The organism is Pseudomonas sp. E6002 (genome assembly GCF_013385565.1).
Taxonomy (GTDB): Bacteria; Pseudomonadota; Gammaproteobacteria; order Pseudomonadales; family Pseudomonadaceae; genus Aquipseudomonas.
Genome location: NZ_JACAPT010000001.1, coordinates 170,276 through 186,633 on the forward strand (window position 1 = coordinate 170,276; position 16,358 = coordinate 186,633).

Consider the following 16,358-nt stretch of genomic DNA (forward strand, 5'->3'; position numbering starts at 1 on the left):
ACCATCGCCCCCCAGCGGAGCGCCCACGGGCCAATTGGCCTGAAAGGTCTGGATATATGTGCGACCTTATGTCGCAGTATAGGAAGTGATGACCGGAAAAAGTGTGGGGCTTTAGAGCAAATTGCGCTGTAAACATTGGGCTTAATCGCGGCGGGGTCTGTTGATTGGAATGCGGTCAAATGTGGGAGCGGGCTTGCTCGCGAATGCGGTGGGTCAGCTAAACACCTGGCGAATGACACTTCGCGTTCGCGAGCAAGCCCGCTCCCACATTGGAACTCGGTCGTCCATCCCGGTAAAATACCCGGCTTTTCGTCACACACCTTTCGCGGATCCAAGCGCCATGGGCACTCTTACGGTCAACCAGAACAAACTGCAAAAACGCCTGCGTCGCCTGGCCGGCGAGGCAGTCGCCGATTTCAATATGATCGAAGAGGGCGACAAGGTCATGGTCTGCCTGTCCGGCGGCAAGGACAGCTACACCATGCTCGACGTGCTGATGCACCTGCAAAAGGTCGCGCCGATCAAGTTCGACATCGTTGCCGTGAACATGGACCAGAAGCAGCCGGGTTTTCCCGAGCATGTGCTGCCGGCCTACCTCAAGGAATTGGGGATCGAGTACCACATCGTCGAGAAAGACACCTATTCGGTGGTCAAGGAGCTGGTCCCGGAAGGCAAGACCACCTGCTCGCTGTGCTCGCGCCTGCGCCGTGGCACGCTCTATACGTTTGCCGACGAAATCGGCGCGACCAAGATGGCCCTGGGTCATCACCGCGATGACATCGTCGAAACCTTCTTCCTCAACATGTTCTTCAACGGCAGCCTCAAGGCCATGCCGCCCAAGCTGCGGGCCGATGACGGGCGCAACGTGGTGATCCGCCCACTTGCGTACTGCCATGAGAAGGACATCCAGGCCTACTCCGACCTCAAGCAATTCCCGATCATCCCGTGCAACCTCTGCGGCTCCCAGGAAAACCTGCAGCGCCAGGTGGTCAAGGACATGCTCCAGGATTGGGACCGCAAGACCCCGGGCCGCGTCGACAGCATCTTCCGCAGCTTGCAGAACGTGCAGCCGTCGCAGTTGGCTGACCGTAACCTGTTCGACTTCACCAGCCTGCGTATCGACGAAAGTGCGGCGTCGCGCTTCGTCAACGTAGTGAACCTCTGAGTGTTTTCAGCGCTCTGACAGACGGCGCTCCTGGGCGCCGTTTTCATTTCAATCCTTAGGAGAGGGCATGCGCGATTACAAGTGGCTGCACGAATATTGTCTGAACCGGTTTGGTTCGGCGGCCGAGTTGGAAGCCCACCTGCCTGTGCCCCTGACCCCGGCGAAACTGCGCAAGATCAGCGATGACCGCTACCTGTCGACCCTGTCGCTGCGGGTGTTTCGTGCCGGCCTGAAGCACAGCGTGGTGGACGCCAAGTGGCCGGCCTTCGAGCAGGTGTTCTTTGGGTTTGACCCGGAAAAAGTCGTACTCATGGGCGCCGAGCACCTGGAGCGGCTGATGCAGGACACGCGCATCATCCGTCACCTGGGCAAGCTCAAGAGCGTGCCGCGCAATGCGCAGATGATTCTGGATATCGAGAAGGAAAAAGGCAGCTTCGGCGGGTTTATTGCCGACTGGCCAGTGACCGATATCGTCGGCCTGTGGAAGTACCTGAGCAAGCACGGCCACCAGTTGGGCGGGCTGTCGGCGCCGCGCTTTTTGCGGATGGTGGGCAAGGACACGTTCGTGCCGAGCTATGACGTGGTGGCGGCGCTGAATGCGCAGAAGATCGTCGACAAGGTGCCCACCAGCCTGCGGGACCTGGCCACGGTGCAGGGCGCGTTCAACCAGTGGCATGCCGAGAGCGGGCGGCCGATGTGCCAGTTGTCGATGATGCTGGCGTATACCGTCAACCACTAAGCCCGAAAATACCCAGTGGGGAGAGAGCTTGCTGTGGCGAGGGAGCTTGCTCCCGCTGGGCTGCGTAGCGGCCCCAAAATCTTGGGAGCGCTTCGCACTCCAGCGGGAGCAAGCTCCCTCGCCACAGCAAGCTCCCTAGCCACAAAAAAGCTCCCCAGCCACATTGATTGCGGCTTTGCCCGAAAAGTGTATTCAGACAGGCAATCCTTCCCCCGCCAACCGCCGATTCAGCTGATGCCGGTACCGCACATACATCAACGCCGTGCAGAACACCGCCAGGCTCGCCAGCATTTCCAGCACACCAAACCACTGCCGGTTCGGGTCATACGCCGCCAGCGCGCCCTTGATGAAATACAGGTTCACCACAAAGCACATCCATGAATGCCCGCGCGCGCTGCCCAGGATCATCCCCGGCGCCAGCAACAGCAGCGGCACCAACTCGATCAGCAGAATCACCCACGGCCGCGCGCCATGCAGATCGGCGAACACCAGGTAGTAGGCACACAGCAGCCCCACCAATCCCAGGAACGCCAGCAGGCTCAACGCCCGCATCGCCTTGACCCGTGGCTCCAGCCAGGCCTGGGGCGGCAGTAGCTTAGGCTTCCTGGCCACGGCCGTTCTCCAGTAGCGCAGCGGTCTTCGCCAGGCGCAAGCCGAGGGCGCGGCACAGGGCGATCTCGTGTTGATCCAGCGCACGCTTGCCGTCGGCCCCGGAATGGTGGCTGGCGCCATAAGGCGTACCGCCGCCCTTGGTGTCGAGCAGCGCCTGTTCACTGTAGGGCAGTCCGGTGATCAGCATGCCGTGGTGCAGCAGCGGCAGCAGCATCGACATCAGCGTGGTCTCCTGGCCGCCGTGCAGGCTGGCGGTGGAGGTGAACACACCTGCCGGCTTGCCGACCAGGGCGCCGGTCAGCCACAGGTTGCTGGTGCCGTCGAGAAAGTACTTGAGCGGCGCGGCCATGTTGCCGAAACGGGTCGGGCTGCCCAGCGCCAGGCCTGCGCAGTTCTTCAGGTCGTCGAGGCTGCAGTACAGCGGGCCGTCGACCGGAATGTCCGGCGCCACGGCCTCGCATTCACTGGAGATGGCCGGCACGGTGCGCAGCCGCGCCTCAAGCCCGGCTTGCTCGATGCCCCGGGCAATCTGCCGGGCCATTTCGCTAACTGAACCGTTGCGGCTGTAATACAACACCAGCACATACGGCGCACTCACGAAACCAGCTCCAGGATGTTCTCCGGTGGGCGGCCGATCACGGCCTTGTCGGCGGTGGCGAGGATCGGACGCTCCATCAGTTTCGGATGAGCGGCGATAGCAGCGATCAACTGTGCTTCGCTGAGGCTGGTGTCAGCCAGGTTGAGGGTTTTATATTCGTCCTCGCCGGTACGCAGCAGTTGCCGCGCGCTGATGTTCAGCTTGCCCAGCAGGGCCTGCAATTGCGCGGCGTCGAGCGGGGTTTCCAGGTAGCGCACCACGGTCGGTGTGAGGCCACGGGCTTCCAGCAGTTCGAGCGCACCGCGGGATTTCGAGCAGCGCGGGTTGTGATAAAGCGTCAGATCGGTCATGTGCGGGTCGCATCTTGCGTAAGGTGGCGGGTATTCTACCCGCGCTGCGCCGCGTCCTTAAACCATGAGAGGCGATAGGCCGCAGCCAACGTTCATTTTTACGAAGGATTACCCCATGACGAGGCGACTGTTAGGCGCATTGGCAATCATCGGCACACTGCTGCTCAGCGGCTGTGGCAATGATTATGGCGTTGACCAATATGGTCAGAAAGTGGCCGCCGAACGCCTGGACAAGCAATGGCTGGTGGTTAACTACTGGGCCGAATGGTGTGGCCCTTGCCGTACCGAAATCCCGGAACTCAACGCCTTGGCCGAACAGCTCAAGGGCCAGTCGGTGGGGGTGTTCGGGGTAAATTTCGACAACGTCCAGGGTGAAGAGCTCAAGAGCGCCAGCGAGAAGCTGGGCATCAAGTTCACCGTACTGGCGCAGAACCCGGACGGGATCTTCGACATTCCCCGCAGTGAAGCCCTGCCGGTGACCTACATCATTGATGACAAGGGCAAGGTGCGCGAGCAACTGATGGGTGAGCAGACGGCGGAAGGGGTGTTGGCCAAGCTCAAGGCGTTGCGCGGATAAAAAATGTGGGAGCGGGCTTGCTCGCGAATGCGGTGTGACAGTCACCGGATACATCGACTGATCCACCGCTTTCGCGAGCAAGCCCGCTCCCACATTTAGACCTGCTGCGCCTTACAGATCAGCCTTCTTCCAGCCACAACCGCAACGGCTTGCCATCCGCCGGCCAGAAGCGGGTCTGTTCGATCGGCGAAATGTCCCAGCGCTGCACGCCCTGCAGGGCCTGGAAGAAGCGGTGCTCCTGCTCCATCAGCGCTTCGGCGCAGAGTTTGCGGGTGCTGCCGACCTTGCCGAAGCTCAGCTTGTCGCCGTCCAGGGTGTAGGGCGCAAACCAATGGTTGCAGCCACCATTGCCATAGGCCCGGCCATCGGCGCCGAGGGTCACGGTCAGGTGGGCGTAATCCATCAGCGGCCGCTCACCGATCCATTCCACCACGTAGCTGTGATCCTGCTTGAGCTTGACCTCGTCGCTGGCGCAGCCCGCAAGGCCTGCGCCGAGCACGGCCAGCATCAGCAGGGCTTTCATTGCGCGGCCTGCTGGCATTTCGGGCAGCGGTGCTTGTCACCCAGGGTGGCCCAGCCCAACTCGGTAACCCGTGCAGTGGCGGCCGGTTGCAGCGGTTCCTTGGTCAGCTTGGTTTCCACCGCAAATTCAAACTCCAGCACGTTTTCGCAGCTGTCGCAGTTGACCTTCCAGGTGTGAATCTCCAGTTCGCCGAATTTCGGCCCCTGGGCCATGGCGACCCACTGGCCCGCCGGGCGGATGGAGTAGCGCGCATCGCCTTCGACGGTCAGGCGCATCGACAGGGTTTTGCTGCCGCGCAGGGTGACGATCAGAACGTCGCCGTTCTTGATCGAGCCACCGTTGCCGGTGACTTGATAACGGCCCGGCACCAGGGCGCGGCATTCGATCAGGGTGTGTTGCGGGCTCAGCAAGCTGAAGCGGAAATCGTGTTCGGCCATGGATCCTCCAAATAGGCGCGGCATCCTATCATGCGCCGCTACCCATCATGGCGCGGCTATGTGACCGCTGATCATCCTTCGACGAGGTTTTGCGCCTGCCCGCCAGCCCACGCCGCGATGTTGGCCAGGGTGGTGCCGGCAATCGCCCCCAGCGCCTCGCGGGTCAGGAAGGCCTGGTGCGCGGTGATGATCACATTGGGGAAGGTCAGCAGGCGCGCCAATACGTCGTCTTGCAGGGGCAGGTCCGAGCGGTCTTCGAAAAACAGCTGGGCCTCTTCCTCATACACATCCAGCCCCAGATAGCCGAGCTGGCCGTCCTTGAGTGCGTCGATCAGCGCCGGGGTGTCCACCAGGCCGCCGCGCCCGGTGTTGATGAGCATCGCGCCGGGCTGCATATGGGCGAGGCTTTGGGCGTTGATCAGGTGTTTGCTGTCCGCCGTCAGCGGGCAATGCAGGCTGATGACCTGTGACTCGCCCAGCAACTGCGGCAGGCTCACATACCGGGCGCCAAGGGCCTCGACCTGCGGATTGGGGTAGGGGTCGTAGGCCAGCAGCTGGCAGCCGAACCCGGCCATGATCTTGGCGAATGTGGCGCCGATCTGCCCGGTGCCGACCACGCCGACGGTCTTGCCCACCAGGTCGAACCCGGTCAGGCCGTGCAGGCTGAAGTCACCGTCGCGGGTACGGTTGTAGGCGCGGTGCAGGCGGCGATTGAGGGCCAGGATCAACGCGACCGCATGTTCGGCCACCGCATGGGGCGAGTAGGCCGGCACCCGCACGATGGTCAGGCCCAGGCGCCTGGCGGCGGGCAGGTCGACATGGTTGTAACCGGCGGAACGCAGGGCGATCAGGCGGGTGCCGCCGCTGGCCAACTGCTCCAGCACCGGGGCGCTGAGGTCATCGTTGATAAAGGCGCAGACCACTTCGTGGTGTTCGGCCAGGGCCACGGTGTCGATGTTCAGCCGGGCCGGCTGGAATTGCAGCTGCATGCCTTCGGGCAGCGGTTGGGCGAGAAAGCTGTCGCGGTCGTAGGTCTGGCTGCTGAAGAGGATGATGCGCATCAAATATTCCTTCTTGATGATGGAAAGCTGATTTTGTGGCGAGGGGGCTTGTCTGTGGTGAGTCAGCTTGCTGTGGCGAGGGAGCTTGCTCCCGCTGGAGTGCGAAGCGCTCCCAGGATTTTGGGGCCGCTGCGCAGCCCAGCGGGAGCAAGCTCCCTCGCCACATTGCCCCGAAAGTTTACGCGCTGACCCGCGCCTCGCTGGCCAGCCGGGCAATCGCCATGTCCAGTTCATCCAGGGCCGGCATGGCCTTGGCGTCGTCCTGCTTGAGCAGGGTCTCGGCCCGTTGGCAGGCCGCACGCAGTTGCGGCACGCCGCAATACCGGGTGGCGCCGTGCAGGCGGTGCACCCGTTCGATCAGGGCGTTGCGGTCATTGGCGTCACGGGCGACGCGAATCGCTTCACGGTCCGCTTCCAGCGAGGCCAGCAGCATCGCGAGCATGTCTGCCGCCAGATCCGCCTTGCCGGCCGCCAGGCGCAAACCTTCTTCATGGTCCAGTACCGGCAATTGCGTGGCATGCCCGAAACTTTCGGTGCCACGGTCCGGGCCCTGGTTGCGCAGGGCCAGCCCGGTCCATTTCAACACCACCTGGGCCAGTTGCCGTTCGCTGATGGGTTTGGTCAGGTAATCATCCATGCCGCTTTGCAGCAGGGCGCGTTTTTCGTTGGCCATCGCATGGGCCGTCAGCGCGACGATGGGCAGCGGTGTGCCATGGCGTTCGCTTTCCCACGTGCGGATTGCCTCGGTGCTCTGGCGACCGTCCATCCCCGGCATCTGCACGTCCATCAGCACCAGGTCGAAGGCTTCCTGCTTCACTGCCTCGATGGCCGAGTAACCGCTTTCCACCGCCTGGACCTTGGCGCCCATGTCTTCCAGCAGGGTTTGCACCAGCAGCAGGTTGGCCGGGTTGTCGTCGACACACAGCACCCGCGGCGCGCGGCTGGACAGGGGCTCGCCGGGTTCGCTGCGCAGCGGGCGCGGGCTGATCAGGTCGGCCAGGGCGCGACGCAGTTTGCGGGTGCACGCGGGCTTGGCCTGCAACTGGCTGTTGGGGTTGGGCACCGAGGGGTTGAACAGCAGCTGTTCGGTGGTCGGGCACAACACCAGTACCTTGCAGCCCAGGTGTTCGAGGTCCCACAGGTGCTGGTTCAAACGCTCCGGCGGAATGTCGTTGGCGGTGATGCCCAGCACGGCCAGGTCAATCGCCTGTTCGGTCTGGTGGGCGCTGGTGATGCCGTTGGTCAGGCTTTCCAGGCTGTTGAACGGGGTGACTTCCAGGCCGCAGTCTTCCAGCTGATGTTGCAGGGCCTGGCGCGCCAGCTCGTGGTTTTCCAGCACCGCCACGCGCCGGCCCAGCAGCGGCGCGGAGGGCAGGTCTTCGATATCGTCACGGGTTTTCGGCAGGTTCAGGCTGATCCAGAATTCCGAGCCTTCTCCCGGCGTGCTGTCGACGCCGATCTCACCGCCCATCTGTTCGATCAGGCGCTTGGAAATCACCAGGCCAAGGCCGGTCCCGCCGGGTTGGCGTGACAGCGAATTGTCCGCCTGGCTGAACGCCTGGAACAGCGCCCGCACATCCTGGTTCGACAGGCCGATGCCGGTGTCCTGCACGCTGATGCGCAGTTGTACGCTGTCTTCCTGTTCGTCTTCAATCATGGCGCGGGCAACGATGGTGCCTTCGCGGGTGAACTTGATCGCGTTGCTCACCAGGTTCGTGAGGATCTGCTTGAGCCGCAGCGGGTCACCCACCAAGGCGAGCGGCGTGTCGCGGTAGACCAGGCTCACCAGCTCCAGCTGTTTGGCGTGGGCGGCCGGGGCGAGGATGGTCAGGGTGTCTTGCAGCAAGTCCCGCAGGTTGAACGGGATGCTGTCGAGCACCAGCTTGCCGGCCTCGATTTTCGAGAAGTCGAGGATTTCGTTGATGATGCCCAGCAGGTTATCGGCGGATTTTTCGATGGTGCCCAGGTAATCCAGCTGGCGCGGTGACAGTTCGCTTTTCTGCAACAAATGGGTGAAACCAAGGATGCCGTTCAACGGCGTGCGGATCTCATGGCTCATGTTGGCCAGAAACTCCGACTTGATGCGGCTGGCTTCCAGGGCTTCCTTGCGGGCCAGGTCCAACTCGATGTTCTGGATCTCGATGGTTTCGAGGTTTTGCCGCACGTCTTCGGTGGCCTGGTCGATGCTGTGTTGCAATTCTTCCTGGGCGTTTTGCAGGGTCTCGGCCATGCGGTTGATGCCCGAGGCCAGGTGATCCAGCTCCTGGCTACCCAGGGGTGGCAAGCGGGTTTCGAGATTGCCGTCCTTGAGCTGTGCGACGGCCTGTTTGATCAGGCCGATCGGTGAGTTGATCGTACGGCTGATGCGCAAGGCGAGGGCCGCCGTGCAGATCAGGCCGATGGCGATCAGCAGCAGGCTGGCGAACAGGCTGCGGTAGCCCCGCAGCAACATGCCGTTGTGGGACAGTTCCAGCTCGACCCAGCCGAGCAGGCGGTCGGATTCATCCGGGATCAGTTCACCGGCGAGGTTGCGATGGCGGCCAAACACCGGCAGCAGATAACGGGTGGCGTCATTGCCGGTGCGCTGCAACAGGTGCGAACTGTTGCCGATGGGCGGCTGGTTGAGCATGGTCGGCCCGGCGTGGGCCAGGGGCGTGCGGTCGGGCCCGAGGAACGACACGGCGCGCACATCGGTTTGTTCCAGGGACTGGGTGGCGATGCGTTCCAGCAGGTCGGTGTTCCTGGTGCCGAGGGCCGGGGCCACCAGCGGCGCCAGTTGCTCGGCGATCATCTCGCCGCGTTGCAGCAACTGCGACTGCAACTCCGAAAGCTGCATCCAGGTGAAGTACCCGCCCAGCAGCAACGCCATCAGGCTGGTAGGCAATAAGGTCAGCAACAGTACGCGGCCTTTTATCCCCATTCTTTTAAGCACGCCACTCTCCTGCTACCACACTGTTGTCGAATTCCACGCAGGCATCCGGCCCGCGCCACCTGCGCAGTGTAGCCATTTGCGCGGCGGGGAATCTTGCAAAATTAATGACCTGAGGCAAACCTTGGGCCGCCGGACGCCCGGCGGCGGTTGCTCATGGGGGGGCAATCTTGAATAATCAGTCATTGAGAATGACTTGCAGACGCTAATGAATCCCGCAGCACTTGGCTTACCCAGTATCCTGGCGATTGAAGACGATCCTGTGCTTGGCGCCTATGTCCATGAGCAATTGGGCCTCTGTGGCTTCCAGGTGACCTGGTGCCAGAATGGCCAGCAGGGCCTGCAAATGGCCCGCGATCAGCGCTTCGACGTGGTGTTGATGGACATCCTGCTGCCGGGCATGGACGGTTTGTCGGTGCTCACGCATTTGCGCCAGAGCCATTCGATGCCGGTGATCCTGATGTCGGCCCTGGGGGCCGAAGCCGATCGCATCAGCGGTTTTCGCCTGGGGGCCGACGATTACCTGCCCAAGCCGTTCAGCATGGCCGAGTTGCGGGTGCGCATCGAAGCGATCCTGCGCCGGGTCGCCCTGGACCGGCGGCCGTTGCCGGCCCTGGCGGCGGTGCGCGGCGATGCCCGCAGCCTGCGTTTCGATGACGAGCTGTGTGATGTGTTTCACCGGGAGCAGTGGGCCGGCCTGACCCGCAGCGAATATCGCCTGTTGGAAACCCTGCACCGCAACGCCGAAGAAGTCCTCAGCAAAGCCTTCCTCTACCAGCATGTGTTCCAGCGCGGCTATGCGCCCCATGACCGCAGCCTGGACATGCACATCAGCCAGATTCGTCGCAAGCTCAAGGCTGTCGGCTACAGCGAGCGGGAAGTGCGCACGGTGTGGGGCAAGGGCTATGTGTTGAGCGGTCACGATGACGGGCTTTAAAGCCGCGTTCAAACGGCTGCCGGGCAAGCATTCGTTATTCTGGAAACTGGCCTGTCTGCTGATCGCGTTCTGCTTGCTGATGATCTGGCTCAGTTGGTCATGGGGCCGGTATATGGAAGAGCAGAATGCCTTTCTATCCAGCGAGGCCCGCGCCACCCTGAGCGGTTATGCCGCTGGCGCGGAACTGGCCTGGAACAAGGGCGGCAACGCCGGTGTGGACGAATGGTTGCACACCTTGGGCCAGCGCGAGCGCACCTGGGTGGGGGTCATCGGCAACGACCTGCAATCCCTGAGCAGCTACCCACTGACGGACAAGGAGAGCCAGCGCCTGACCTTCCTGCGCGGCCTGGACTGGCCCGTCAGCCGGCATGCCAAGGGCCTGCCGTGGTTGAAAATCCCGTTCCCGCTCGACCCGGGTGCGGGCTCCCTGGTGATCGAGTTGCCGCGGCGTTTCATGCCCGGGCAAAACCAGCTGCTCTGGCGGATCGTCACCAATGGCGTGATTCCCGGCCTGTTCACCCTGCTGCTGTGCATCGGCCTCTACCGGCTGTTGATCATGCCTCTCAACCACCTGCGAGAGCAGGCCAACGCCTGGCGTGCCGATCAACTGGGCACCCGGCTTTCCCGCGACACCACCAGCCGCCAGGATGAACTGGGGGAATTGGGCCGCGCGTTTGACCAGATGTCTGAACGCCTGCAAGGCACCGTGGCCCTGCAACAGCAACTGCTGCGGGATTTGTCCCATGAGTTGCGCACACCGTTGAGCCGCCTGCGTGTGGCCAGTGACAGCGAGCAGGACCTGACCCAGCTGCGCGAGCGCCTGGGGAGGGAAATCGACGGCATGCAGCGCCTGGTGGACGACACCCTGCAACTGGCCTGGCTCGACACCGAACGCGCGCCGTTGCCCAAGGAAGACATCCAGGTGCAGGCGCTGTGGGACATGCTCCGGGAAAACGCCTGTTTTGAAAGTGGCTGGCCGGCTTCACGCTTGCAGTGCGAGCTGGGGGCCGACTGCTGGGTGCGCGGTCATCTGAACCTGCTGGCCCAGGCATTGGAGAACATCCTGCGCAATGCCATCCGGCACTCTGCGCAAGACGGAACGGTGCAATTGGGCGGGCAGCGTGAGAGGGATCACTGGCACTTGTGGCTGGAAGACCAGGGCGGCGGGATCGATGAGGTGGAGTTGGAGCGAATCTTTGCGCCATTCACCCGGCTGGACGGTTCAAGGCCCGGCGACGGCGGCTTTGGCCTGGGCTTGAGTATTGCGCGCAACGCCGTGCAGCGTCAGGACGGCAGCCTGTGGGCGGAAAATACCGGCCAGGGTTTGCGTGTGCACATGCGCTTGCTGGCGCGCTAACGGTTACAACCTGCGCTGTTTGCGTTTTTTCCACTGGCGGGCCACCCACCAGCGCCAATAGCCCATGGTCAGGCAATAACCCAGCACCGCCATCACCAGCCCCAGTACTACCGAGCCCAGCAGGAACGGTTGCCACAGCGTCGACAACTGCCCGCTGATCCATTCCCAGGTCAGCTCGTCGGGCATGCTGCGGGGTGGCACATTCATCAGCCAGGCCCCGGTCATGTAGGTGCAGAAAAACACCGGCGGCATGGTAATCGGATTGGTCAGCCAGACCAGGCTCACGGCAATCGGCATGTTGCCGCGCACGCTGATGGCGAGGACCGCTGCCAGCAGCATCTGCAAGGGAATGGGGATGAATGCCGCGAACAGGCCAACGGCCATGGCCCGCGCGACCGAGTGCCGATTGAGGTGCCAGAGATTTGGGTCATGCAGCAACTTGCCGAGAAAGCGTAAGGACTTGTGTTCCCGAATGCTGGTCGGATCGGGCATGTACCGTTTGAATAAGCGCCGTGGCATAAGGGGTCCAGGTCAGTTCGAGGGGCAAGTATGCCCGCATTCCACGAACGTGAAATTCAGACTTTGTGACAAATAATAATAGGCCACACCGCTAGCCCGGCTAAGACTCAATGGGTCGCTTTCAAGGAAAGATCCATGAGAACAGGGATGTTCGCACTCGCGCTGGGGCTGCTCGCCTTGCGTTTTTTACCCGCGTTGCCGTCCGGCGGCTGGCTGTTGCTGATGCCGGTGCTGGCCCTGATGCTGTTGCCTTTTCGTACCTATCCGCTGGGGTTTTTCCTGCTTGGCCTGGGCTGGGCATGCCTCAGCGCGCAGTGGGCGCTGGATGACCGGTTGGCCCCGCATCTGGATGGCCAGACCCGCTGGGTGGAAGGGCGTGTCAGCGGGTTACCGCAGCAGATGGGCGACGGTGTGCGCTTCGAACTGACCGACAGCCGGTCACGCAAGGACCTGCTTCCCAAGCGCATTCGCGTGTCCTGGCGCGGCGGCCCACCGGTTAAGAGCGGTGAGCGCTGGCGACTGGCGGTGACTCTCAAGCGTCCTTCCGGATTGCTCAATGCCGATGGCTTTGACTATGAAGCCTGGCTGCTGGCCCAGCGGATTGGCGCCACCGGCTCGGTCAAGGACGGCCAACTGCTGGCACCGGCACGACATGCCTGGCGCGACGGGATTCGCCAGCGGCTGCTGGCAGTGGATGCCCAGGGGCGAGAGGCGGGCCTGGCGGCGCTGGTGCTCGGCGATGGTTCCGGGTTGGCCGCCGAGGATTGGCGGGTCCTGCAAGCCACTGGCACCGTGCATTTACTGGTGATATCCGGGCAGCACATCGGCCTGCTGGCGGGGTTGATCTATGGCCTGGTCGCCGGTCTTGCGCGCTACGGGGGTTGGCCGAAACCTTTGCCGTGGCTGCCCTGGGCCTGCGGCCTGGCGTTTGCTGCAGCGCTGGGCTACGGCCTGCTGGCAGGTTTCGAGGTGCCGGTGCAACGGGCCTGTGTGATGGTGGGCCTGGTATTGCTGTGGCGTCTGCGGTTTCGTCACCTGGGAATCTGGTGGCCGCTGTTGCTGGCGCTGGACGCGGTGCTGATCCTCGAACCATTGGCCAGCCTGCAGCCGGGGTTCTGGCTGTCTTTTGCGGCTGTTGCGGTGCTGATTTTGGCGTTCAGTGGCCGATTGGGCCCCTGGCCCTTGTGGCAAGCCTGGACCCGCGCCCAATGGATGATTGCCATCGGCCTGTTTCCGCTGCTGCTGGTGCTCGGCCTGCCTATCAGCCTGAGCGGGCCGCTGGCCAACCTGGTTGCGGTGCCGTGGATCAGCCTGGTGGTGCTGCCCCTGGCCTTGCTGGGTACGGTGTTATTGCCGCTGCCTTATATAGGAGAGGGGTTGTTATGGCTGGCGGGCGGCACGCTGGACGGGCTGTTCAAGGCCTTGGCGCTGCTGGCGCAGTACTTGCCGGCCTGGATACCGGCGCAAGTGCCCATTGGCTATTGGCTGGTGAGCCTGCTGGGGGCGGTGCTGTTATTGCTGCCCAAGGGCGTCCCGTTTCGGCTGCTGGGTTGGCCGATGTTGCTGCTGGCGGTGTTTCCGCCGCGGGAGTCGATACCTCATGGGCTGGTCGAGGTGGTGCAACTGGACGTCGGCCAGGGGTTGGCGATCATCCTGCGTACCCGCAACCATGTACTGCTGTATGACGCCGGGCCGCGCTCCGGTGAGTTCGATCTTGGCGCGCGTGTCGTATTGCCTGCGTTGCGCAAGCTGGGTGTCGCAGAGCTGGACGTGATGCTGCTCAGTCATGCCGATGCCGATCATGCCGGCGGCGCGTTGGCCGTCGCCCAAGGGTTGCCGGTCAAGCGTGTGGTGGGCGGTGAGACGGCACGGCTGCCGGCCTCGCTCGGTACCCAGGCGTGTGTCAGCGGCGAGCAGTGGGAGTGGGACGGCGTGAGGTTCGAGCTATGGCAATGGCCTGATGCGACGGACGGTAACCAGATGTCCTGCGTGTTGCGGGTGCAGGCCAATGGCGAGCGCTTGTTGCTGACCGGGGATATTGACCATGACGCCGAGCGGGCATTGCTGGCCACTCCCATGGGCGCTCCTGTCGATTGGCTGCAAGCGCCGCACCACGGCAGCCGCAGCTCGTCGTCATGGGCCTTTCTACAGCGCCTGGCACCCAAGGCCGTGTTGATTTCCCGGGGGCGCAGCAATGGGTTTGGCCACCCGCATCCACAGGTGCTGGAGCGTTACCAGGCCGTGGGCAGCGTGATTTATGACAGTGCCGAGCAAGGCGCACTCCGCCTGCGACTGGGCACCTTCCAGCCGCCGCTGGCCGCGCGCAGCCAACGGCGTTTCTGGCGCGAGCGCCCGCCGCAAAACAGCGTTACCAAAGAGCGGCTCCTGCGACAGGATGCTCTGGGGCAGGCCAGCCCTTCCACCGGACCCTTATGGTAAAGTGGCGCACTTTTTCGAGGGGACATTCACTGTGTGGGAATTGGTCAAATCCGGCGGCTGGATGATGTTGCCGATCATTTTGAGTTCCATCGCCGCACTCGGCATCATCGCCGAACGCCTATGGACCCTGCGTGCCAGCCGTGTAACGCCTGACCACCTGCTGGGCCAGGTCTGGGGCTGGATCAAGAACAAGCAGCTCGACAAGACAAAGCTCAAGGAACTGCGCGCCAACTCGCCCCTGGGTGAAATCCTCGCCGCCGGCCTCGCCAACTCCAAGCACGGTCGCGAGATCATGAAGGAGTGCATCGAAGAGGCCGCCGCCCGGGTCATCCATGAGCTGGAGCGCTACATCAATGCCCTGGGCACCATCGCCGCCATGGCACCGTTGCTCGGCCTGCTCGGTACGGTGCTGGGCATGATCGATATTTTCAGCTCATTCATGGGGTCGGGCATGACCACCAACGCCGCAGTGCTGGCCGGTGGTATTTCCAAGGCCTTGATCACCACGGCGGCGGGCCTGATGGTCGGTATTCCTTCGGTGTTCTTCCACCGTTTCCTGCAACGGCGCATCGACGAACTGGTGGTGGGCATGGAGCAGGAAGCCATCAAGCTGGTGGAAGTGGTACAGGGCGACCGTGACGTGGACCTGGTTGAGGGCAACGCGTGAAATTTCGTCGCAAGCAACGGGAAAACGTCGATATCAACCTGGCGTCGTTGATCGACGTGGTGTTTATCCTGCTGCTGTTTTTTGTCGTCACCACCACCTTTACCCGGGAAACCCAGCTGCGCGTCGACCTGCCGGAAGCCGTCAGCGGTTCGCCGGCGGAAGACCAGCAGGCCAAGCAACTGGACATCGCCATCAGCGCCGATGGCGTGTTCTCGGTGAATAACCAGTTGCTGGAGAAAAACGACCTGGCCAGCCTGATGGAAGCACTGCAGAAGGAGTCCGGTGGCGACACTAACTTGCCACTGTCCATCAGCGCCGATGGCAACACCAAGCACCAGGCCGTGATCACGGCGATGGACGCTGCCGGCAAGCTCGGCTTCAGCCATTTGCGCATGACCACCGTCGAGGCGGCGAGCCAACCCTGATGGCCATGACTGATCGTTTGCTCAAGGCCTGGTACGAAGGCCATCCTGCACTTGCGTTATTGCAGCCGCTGGAATCCCTCTATCGCCGGGTGGTGCAGCGCAAGCGCGCACGGTTCCTGGCGGGCGAGGGCGAGATCTATCAGTCGCCGGTGCCGGTCGTGGTGGTAGGCAATATCACGGTGGGTGGCACCGGCAAGACGCCCATGATTCTCTGGCTGATCGACCATTGCCAGCGCAGTGGTTTGCGCGTCGGTGTGGTCAGCCGCGGTTATGGCGCCAAGCCGCCACAGTTTCCATGGCGCGTAGAGGCCGATCAAACCGCTGCGGTGGCGGGGGACGAACCCTTGCTGATCGTGCAGCGCAGCGGCGTGCCGCTGATGATCGACCCCGACCGCAGCCGCGCCGTGAAGGCGCTGTTGGCCAGCGAAACCCTCGACCTGATCCTCTCCGACGACGGCCTGCAACATTACCGCCTGGCCCGTGACCTGGAACTGGTGCTGATTGACGCCGCCCGCGGGCTGGGTAACCGTCGCTGCCTGCCGGCGGGGCCGTTGCGTGAGCCGGTCGAGCGTTTGCAGAGCGTCGATGCGCTGCTTTACAACGGCGCAGGTTCTGACCGTGACGACGGCTATGCCTTCCGTCTGTTGCCTGCCGCGCTGGTCAACCTGCATACCGGCGAGCGTAAACCCGTCGAACACTTCCCGGTGGGGCAGCAGGTACATGCGGTGGCCGGCATCGGCAACCCGCAACGTTTCTTCAACACCCTTGAAACGCTACACTGGCGCCCAATACCCCATGCTTTTGCCGACCACGCGCCGTACAGCGCCGAGGTCTTGAATTTCACACCGGCACTGCCGTTGGTCATGACTGAAAAGGACGCGGTGAAGTGCCGCGCCTTTGCCAGGCCCGACTGGTGGTACCTTGCGGTGGACGCGGCACCGTCACCGGCGTTTATCGCCTGGTTCGACACGCAGTTGATGCGCTTGCTGCCCGCTCGCCTTTTGCCTTAAAACGCTGCTCTCC

The 16,358-nt window shown here is 63.1% G+C and carries 17 protein-coding genes; 9 read left to right on the forward strand and 8 right to left on the reverse strand.

The annotated features are described in order from the left end of the window. The first annotated feature begins 340 nt into the window (after positions 1-340). Both ttcA and HX815_RS00875 read left to right on the forward strand, forming a co-directional pair. Positions 341-1,165, forward strand: a complete 825-nt coding sequence (gene ttcA / locus HX815_RS00870; protein WP_008435321.1) for a tRNA 2-thiocytidine(32) synthetase TtcA — start codon at positions 341-343, stop codon at positions 1,163-1,165. 67 nt (positions 1,166-1,232) lie between these two features. After that, positions 1,233-1,904 carry a DNA-3-methyladenine glycosylase I gene (locus tag HX815_RS00875; protein ID WP_004371396.1) on the forward strand — a complete coding sequence of 224 codons (672 nt, stop codon included), beginning with the start codon at positions 1,233-1,235 and terminating at the stop codon, positions 1,902-1,904. A gap of 192 nt (positions 1,905-2,096) precedes the next feature. Here the strand turns inward: HX815_RS00875 and HX815_RS00880 are convergent, their stop codons facing one another. From HX815_RS00880 to arsC, 3 genes are read right to left on the reverse strand one after another with little or no spacing between them, the layout of a single operon-like run. Further along, positions 2,097-2,516, reverse strand: a complete 420-nt coding sequence (locus tag HX815_RS00880; RefSeq protein ID WP_177027682.1) for a DUF2069 domain-containing protein — start codon at positions 2,514-2,516, stop codon at positions 2,097-2,099. Continuing rightward, positions 2,500-3,114: an NAD(P)H:quinone oxidoreductase gene (gene wrbA, locus HX815_RS00885; protein ID WP_004371390.1), complete on the reverse strand. Its 615-nt coding sequence runs from the start codon at positions 3,112-3,114 to the stop codon at positions 2,500-2,502. Before wrbA ends, HX815_RS00880 begins: the two co-directional genes overlap by 17 nt. Continuing rightward, on the reverse strand, positions 3,111-3,464 hold the full coding sequence (gene arsC / locus HX815_RS00890; RefSeq protein WP_004371385.1) for an arsenate reductase (glutaredoxin): 354 nt from the start codon (positions 3,462-3,464) through the stop codon (positions 3,111-3,113). Before arsC ends, wrbA begins: the two co-directional genes overlap by 4 nt. A gap of 115 nt (positions 3,465-3,579) precedes the next feature. Here arsC and HX815_RS00895 point away from each other — a divergent pair, with 115 nt between their 5' ends. After that, the gene (locus HX815_RS00895; protein WP_004371382.1) at positions 3,580-4,041 is read left to right on the forward strand and encodes a TlpA disulfide reductase family protein; all 462 of its coding nucleotides are present in this window, start codon (positions 3,580-3,582) and stop codon (positions 4,039-4,041) included. 118 nt (positions 4,042-4,159) lie between these two features. On the opposite strand, the gene HX815_RS00900 is transcribed toward HX815_RS00895, so the two are convergent. From HX815_RS00900 to HX815_RS00915, 4 genes are all read right to left on the reverse strand, one after another. Further along, positions 4,160-4,564 carry an META domain-containing protein gene (locus HX815_RS00900; protein WP_004371380.1) on the reverse strand — a complete coding sequence of 135 codons (405 nt, stop codon included), beginning with the start codon at positions 4,562-4,564 and terminating at the stop codon, positions 4,160-4,162. Further along, on the reverse strand, positions 4,561-5,001 hold the full coding sequence (locus tag HX815_RS00905) for a hypothetical protein (RefSeq protein WP_177027683.1): 441 nt from the start codon (positions 4,999-5,001) through the stop codon (positions 4,561-4,563). Before HX815_RS00905 ends, HX815_RS00900 begins: the two co-directional genes overlap by 4 nt. A 71-nt stretch (positions 5,002-5,072) precedes the next feature. Further along, positions 5,073-6,062, reverse strand: coding sequence for a 2-hydroxyacid dehydrogenase (locus HX815_RS00910; protein ID WP_177027684.1), 990 nt, complete (start codon positions 6,060-6,062; stop codon positions 5,073-5,075). A gap of 178 nt (positions 6,063-6,240) precedes the next feature. Continuing rightward, positions 6,241-8,994 (reverse strand): response regulator, encoded by a 2,754-nt coding sequence (locus tag HX815_RS00915; RefSeq protein ID WP_008434994.1) that lies wholly within the window; start codon positions 8,992-8,994, stop codon positions 6,241-6,243. A gap of 205 nt (positions 8,995-9,199) precedes the next feature. Between HX815_RS00915 and HX815_RS00920 the strand changes: the two genes are divergently transcribed. Further along, complete coding sequence (locus tag HX815_RS00920; protein WP_004371371.1) at positions 9,200-9,928, forward strand: response regulator transcription factor; 729 nt, start codon at positions 9,200-9,202, stop codon at positions 9,926-9,928. Continuing rightward, positions 9,915-11,285: a sensor histidine kinase gene (locus HX815_RS00925; RefSeq protein ID WP_177027685.1), complete on the forward strand. Its 1,371-nt coding sequence runs from the start codon at positions 9,915-9,917 to the stop codon at positions 11,283-11,285. Before HX815_RS00920 ends, HX815_RS00925 begins: the two co-directional genes overlap by 14 nt. Before the next feature lie 3 nt (positions 11,286-11,288). On the opposite strand, the gene HX815_RS00930 is transcribed toward HX815_RS00925, so the two are convergent. Then, entirely contained in the window at positions 11,289-11,804 is a 516-nt protein-coding gene (locus HX815_RS00930) for a DUF2062 domain-containing protein (RefSeq protein WP_004371367.1), read from the reverse strand. 147 nt (positions 11,805-11,951) lie between these two features. Between HX815_RS00930 and HX815_RS00935 the strand changes: the two genes are divergently transcribed. Genes HX815_RS00935 through lpxK form a run of 4 tightly spaced genes read left to right on the forward strand, consistent with a single transcriptional unit; the run spans position 11,952 to position 16,345 of the window. Then, positions 11,952-14,243, forward strand: coding sequence for a DNA internalization-related competence protein ComEC/Rec2 (locus HX815_RS00935; protein WP_177027743.1), 2,292 nt, complete (start codon positions 11,952-11,954; stop codon positions 14,241-14,243). A gap of 31 nt (positions 14,244-14,274) precedes the next feature. After that, positions 14,275-14,910, forward strand: coding sequence for a MotA/TolQ/ExbB proton channel family protein (locus HX815_RS00940; RefSeq protein ID WP_004371363.1), 636 nt, complete (start codon positions 14,275-14,277; stop codon positions 14,908-14,910). Next, positions 14,907-15,335 (forward strand): biopolymer transporter ExbD, encoded by a 429-nt coding sequence (locus HX815_RS00945; protein ID WP_004371361.1) that lies wholly within the window; start codon positions 14,907-14,909, stop codon positions 15,333-15,335. The genes HX815_RS00940 and HX815_RS00945 overlap by 4 nt, the downstream gene beginning before the upstream one ends. Next, complete coding sequence (gene lpxK, locus HX815_RS00950) at positions 15,335-16,345, forward strand: tetraacyldisaccharide 4'-kinase (RefSeq protein ID WP_008434985.1); 1,011 nt, start codon at positions 15,335-15,337, stop codon at positions 16,343-16,345. Before HX815_RS00945 ends, lpxK begins: the two co-directional genes overlap by 1 nt. Positions 16,346-16,358: the final 13 nt, after the last annotated feature.

Bases quoted from the DNA above. Each gene is read 5' to 3' on its own strand.
- HX815_RS00905 (WP_177027683.1), bottom strand. From the start codon at position 5,001: ATGGCCGAACACGATTTCCGCTTCAGCTTGCTGAGCCCGCAACACACC.
- HX815_RS00920 (WP_004371371.1), top strand. From the start codon at position 9,200: ATGAATCCCGCAGCACTTGGCTTACCCAGTATCCTGGCGATTGAAGAC.
- HX815_RS00875 (WP_004371396.1), top strand. From the start codon at position 1,233: ATGCGCGATTACAAGTGGCTGCACGAATATTGTCTGAACCGGTTTGGT.
- HX815_RS00930 (WP_004371367.1), bottom strand. From the start codon at position 11,804: ATGCCACGGCGCTTATTCAAACGGTACATGCCCGATCCGACCAGCATT.
- HX815_RS00925 (WP_177027685.1), top strand. From the start codon at position 9,915: ATGACGGGCTTTAAAGCCGCGTTCAAACGGCTGCCGGGCAAGCATTCG.
- HX815_RS00895 (WP_004371382.1), top strand. From the start codon at position 3,580: ATGACGAGGCGACTGTTAGGCGCATTGGCAATCATCGGCACACTGCTG.
- HX815_RS00900 (WP_004371380.1), bottom strand. From the start codon at position 4,564: ATGAAAGCCCTGCTGATGCTGGCCGTGCTCGGCGCAGGCCTTGCGGGC.
- HX815_RS00910 (WP_177027684.1), bottom strand. From the start codon at position 6,062: ATGCGCATCATCCTCTTCAGCAGCCAGACCTACGACCGCGACAGCTTT.
- HX815_RS00935 (WP_177027743.1), top strand. From the start codon at position 11,952: ATGTTCGCACTCGCGCTGGGGCTGCTCGCCTTGCGTTTTTTACCCGCG.
- ttcA (WP_008435321.1), top strand. From the start codon at position 341: ATGGGCACTCTTACGGTCAACCAGAACAAACTGCAAAAACGCCTGCGT.
- arsC (WP_004371385.1), bottom strand. From the start codon at position 3,464: ATGACCGATCTGACGCTTTATCACAACCCGCGCTGCTCGAAATCCCGC.
- lpxK (WP_008434985.1), top strand. From the start codon at position 15,335: ATGGCCATGACTGATCGTTTGCTCAAGGCCTGGTACGAAGGCCATCCT.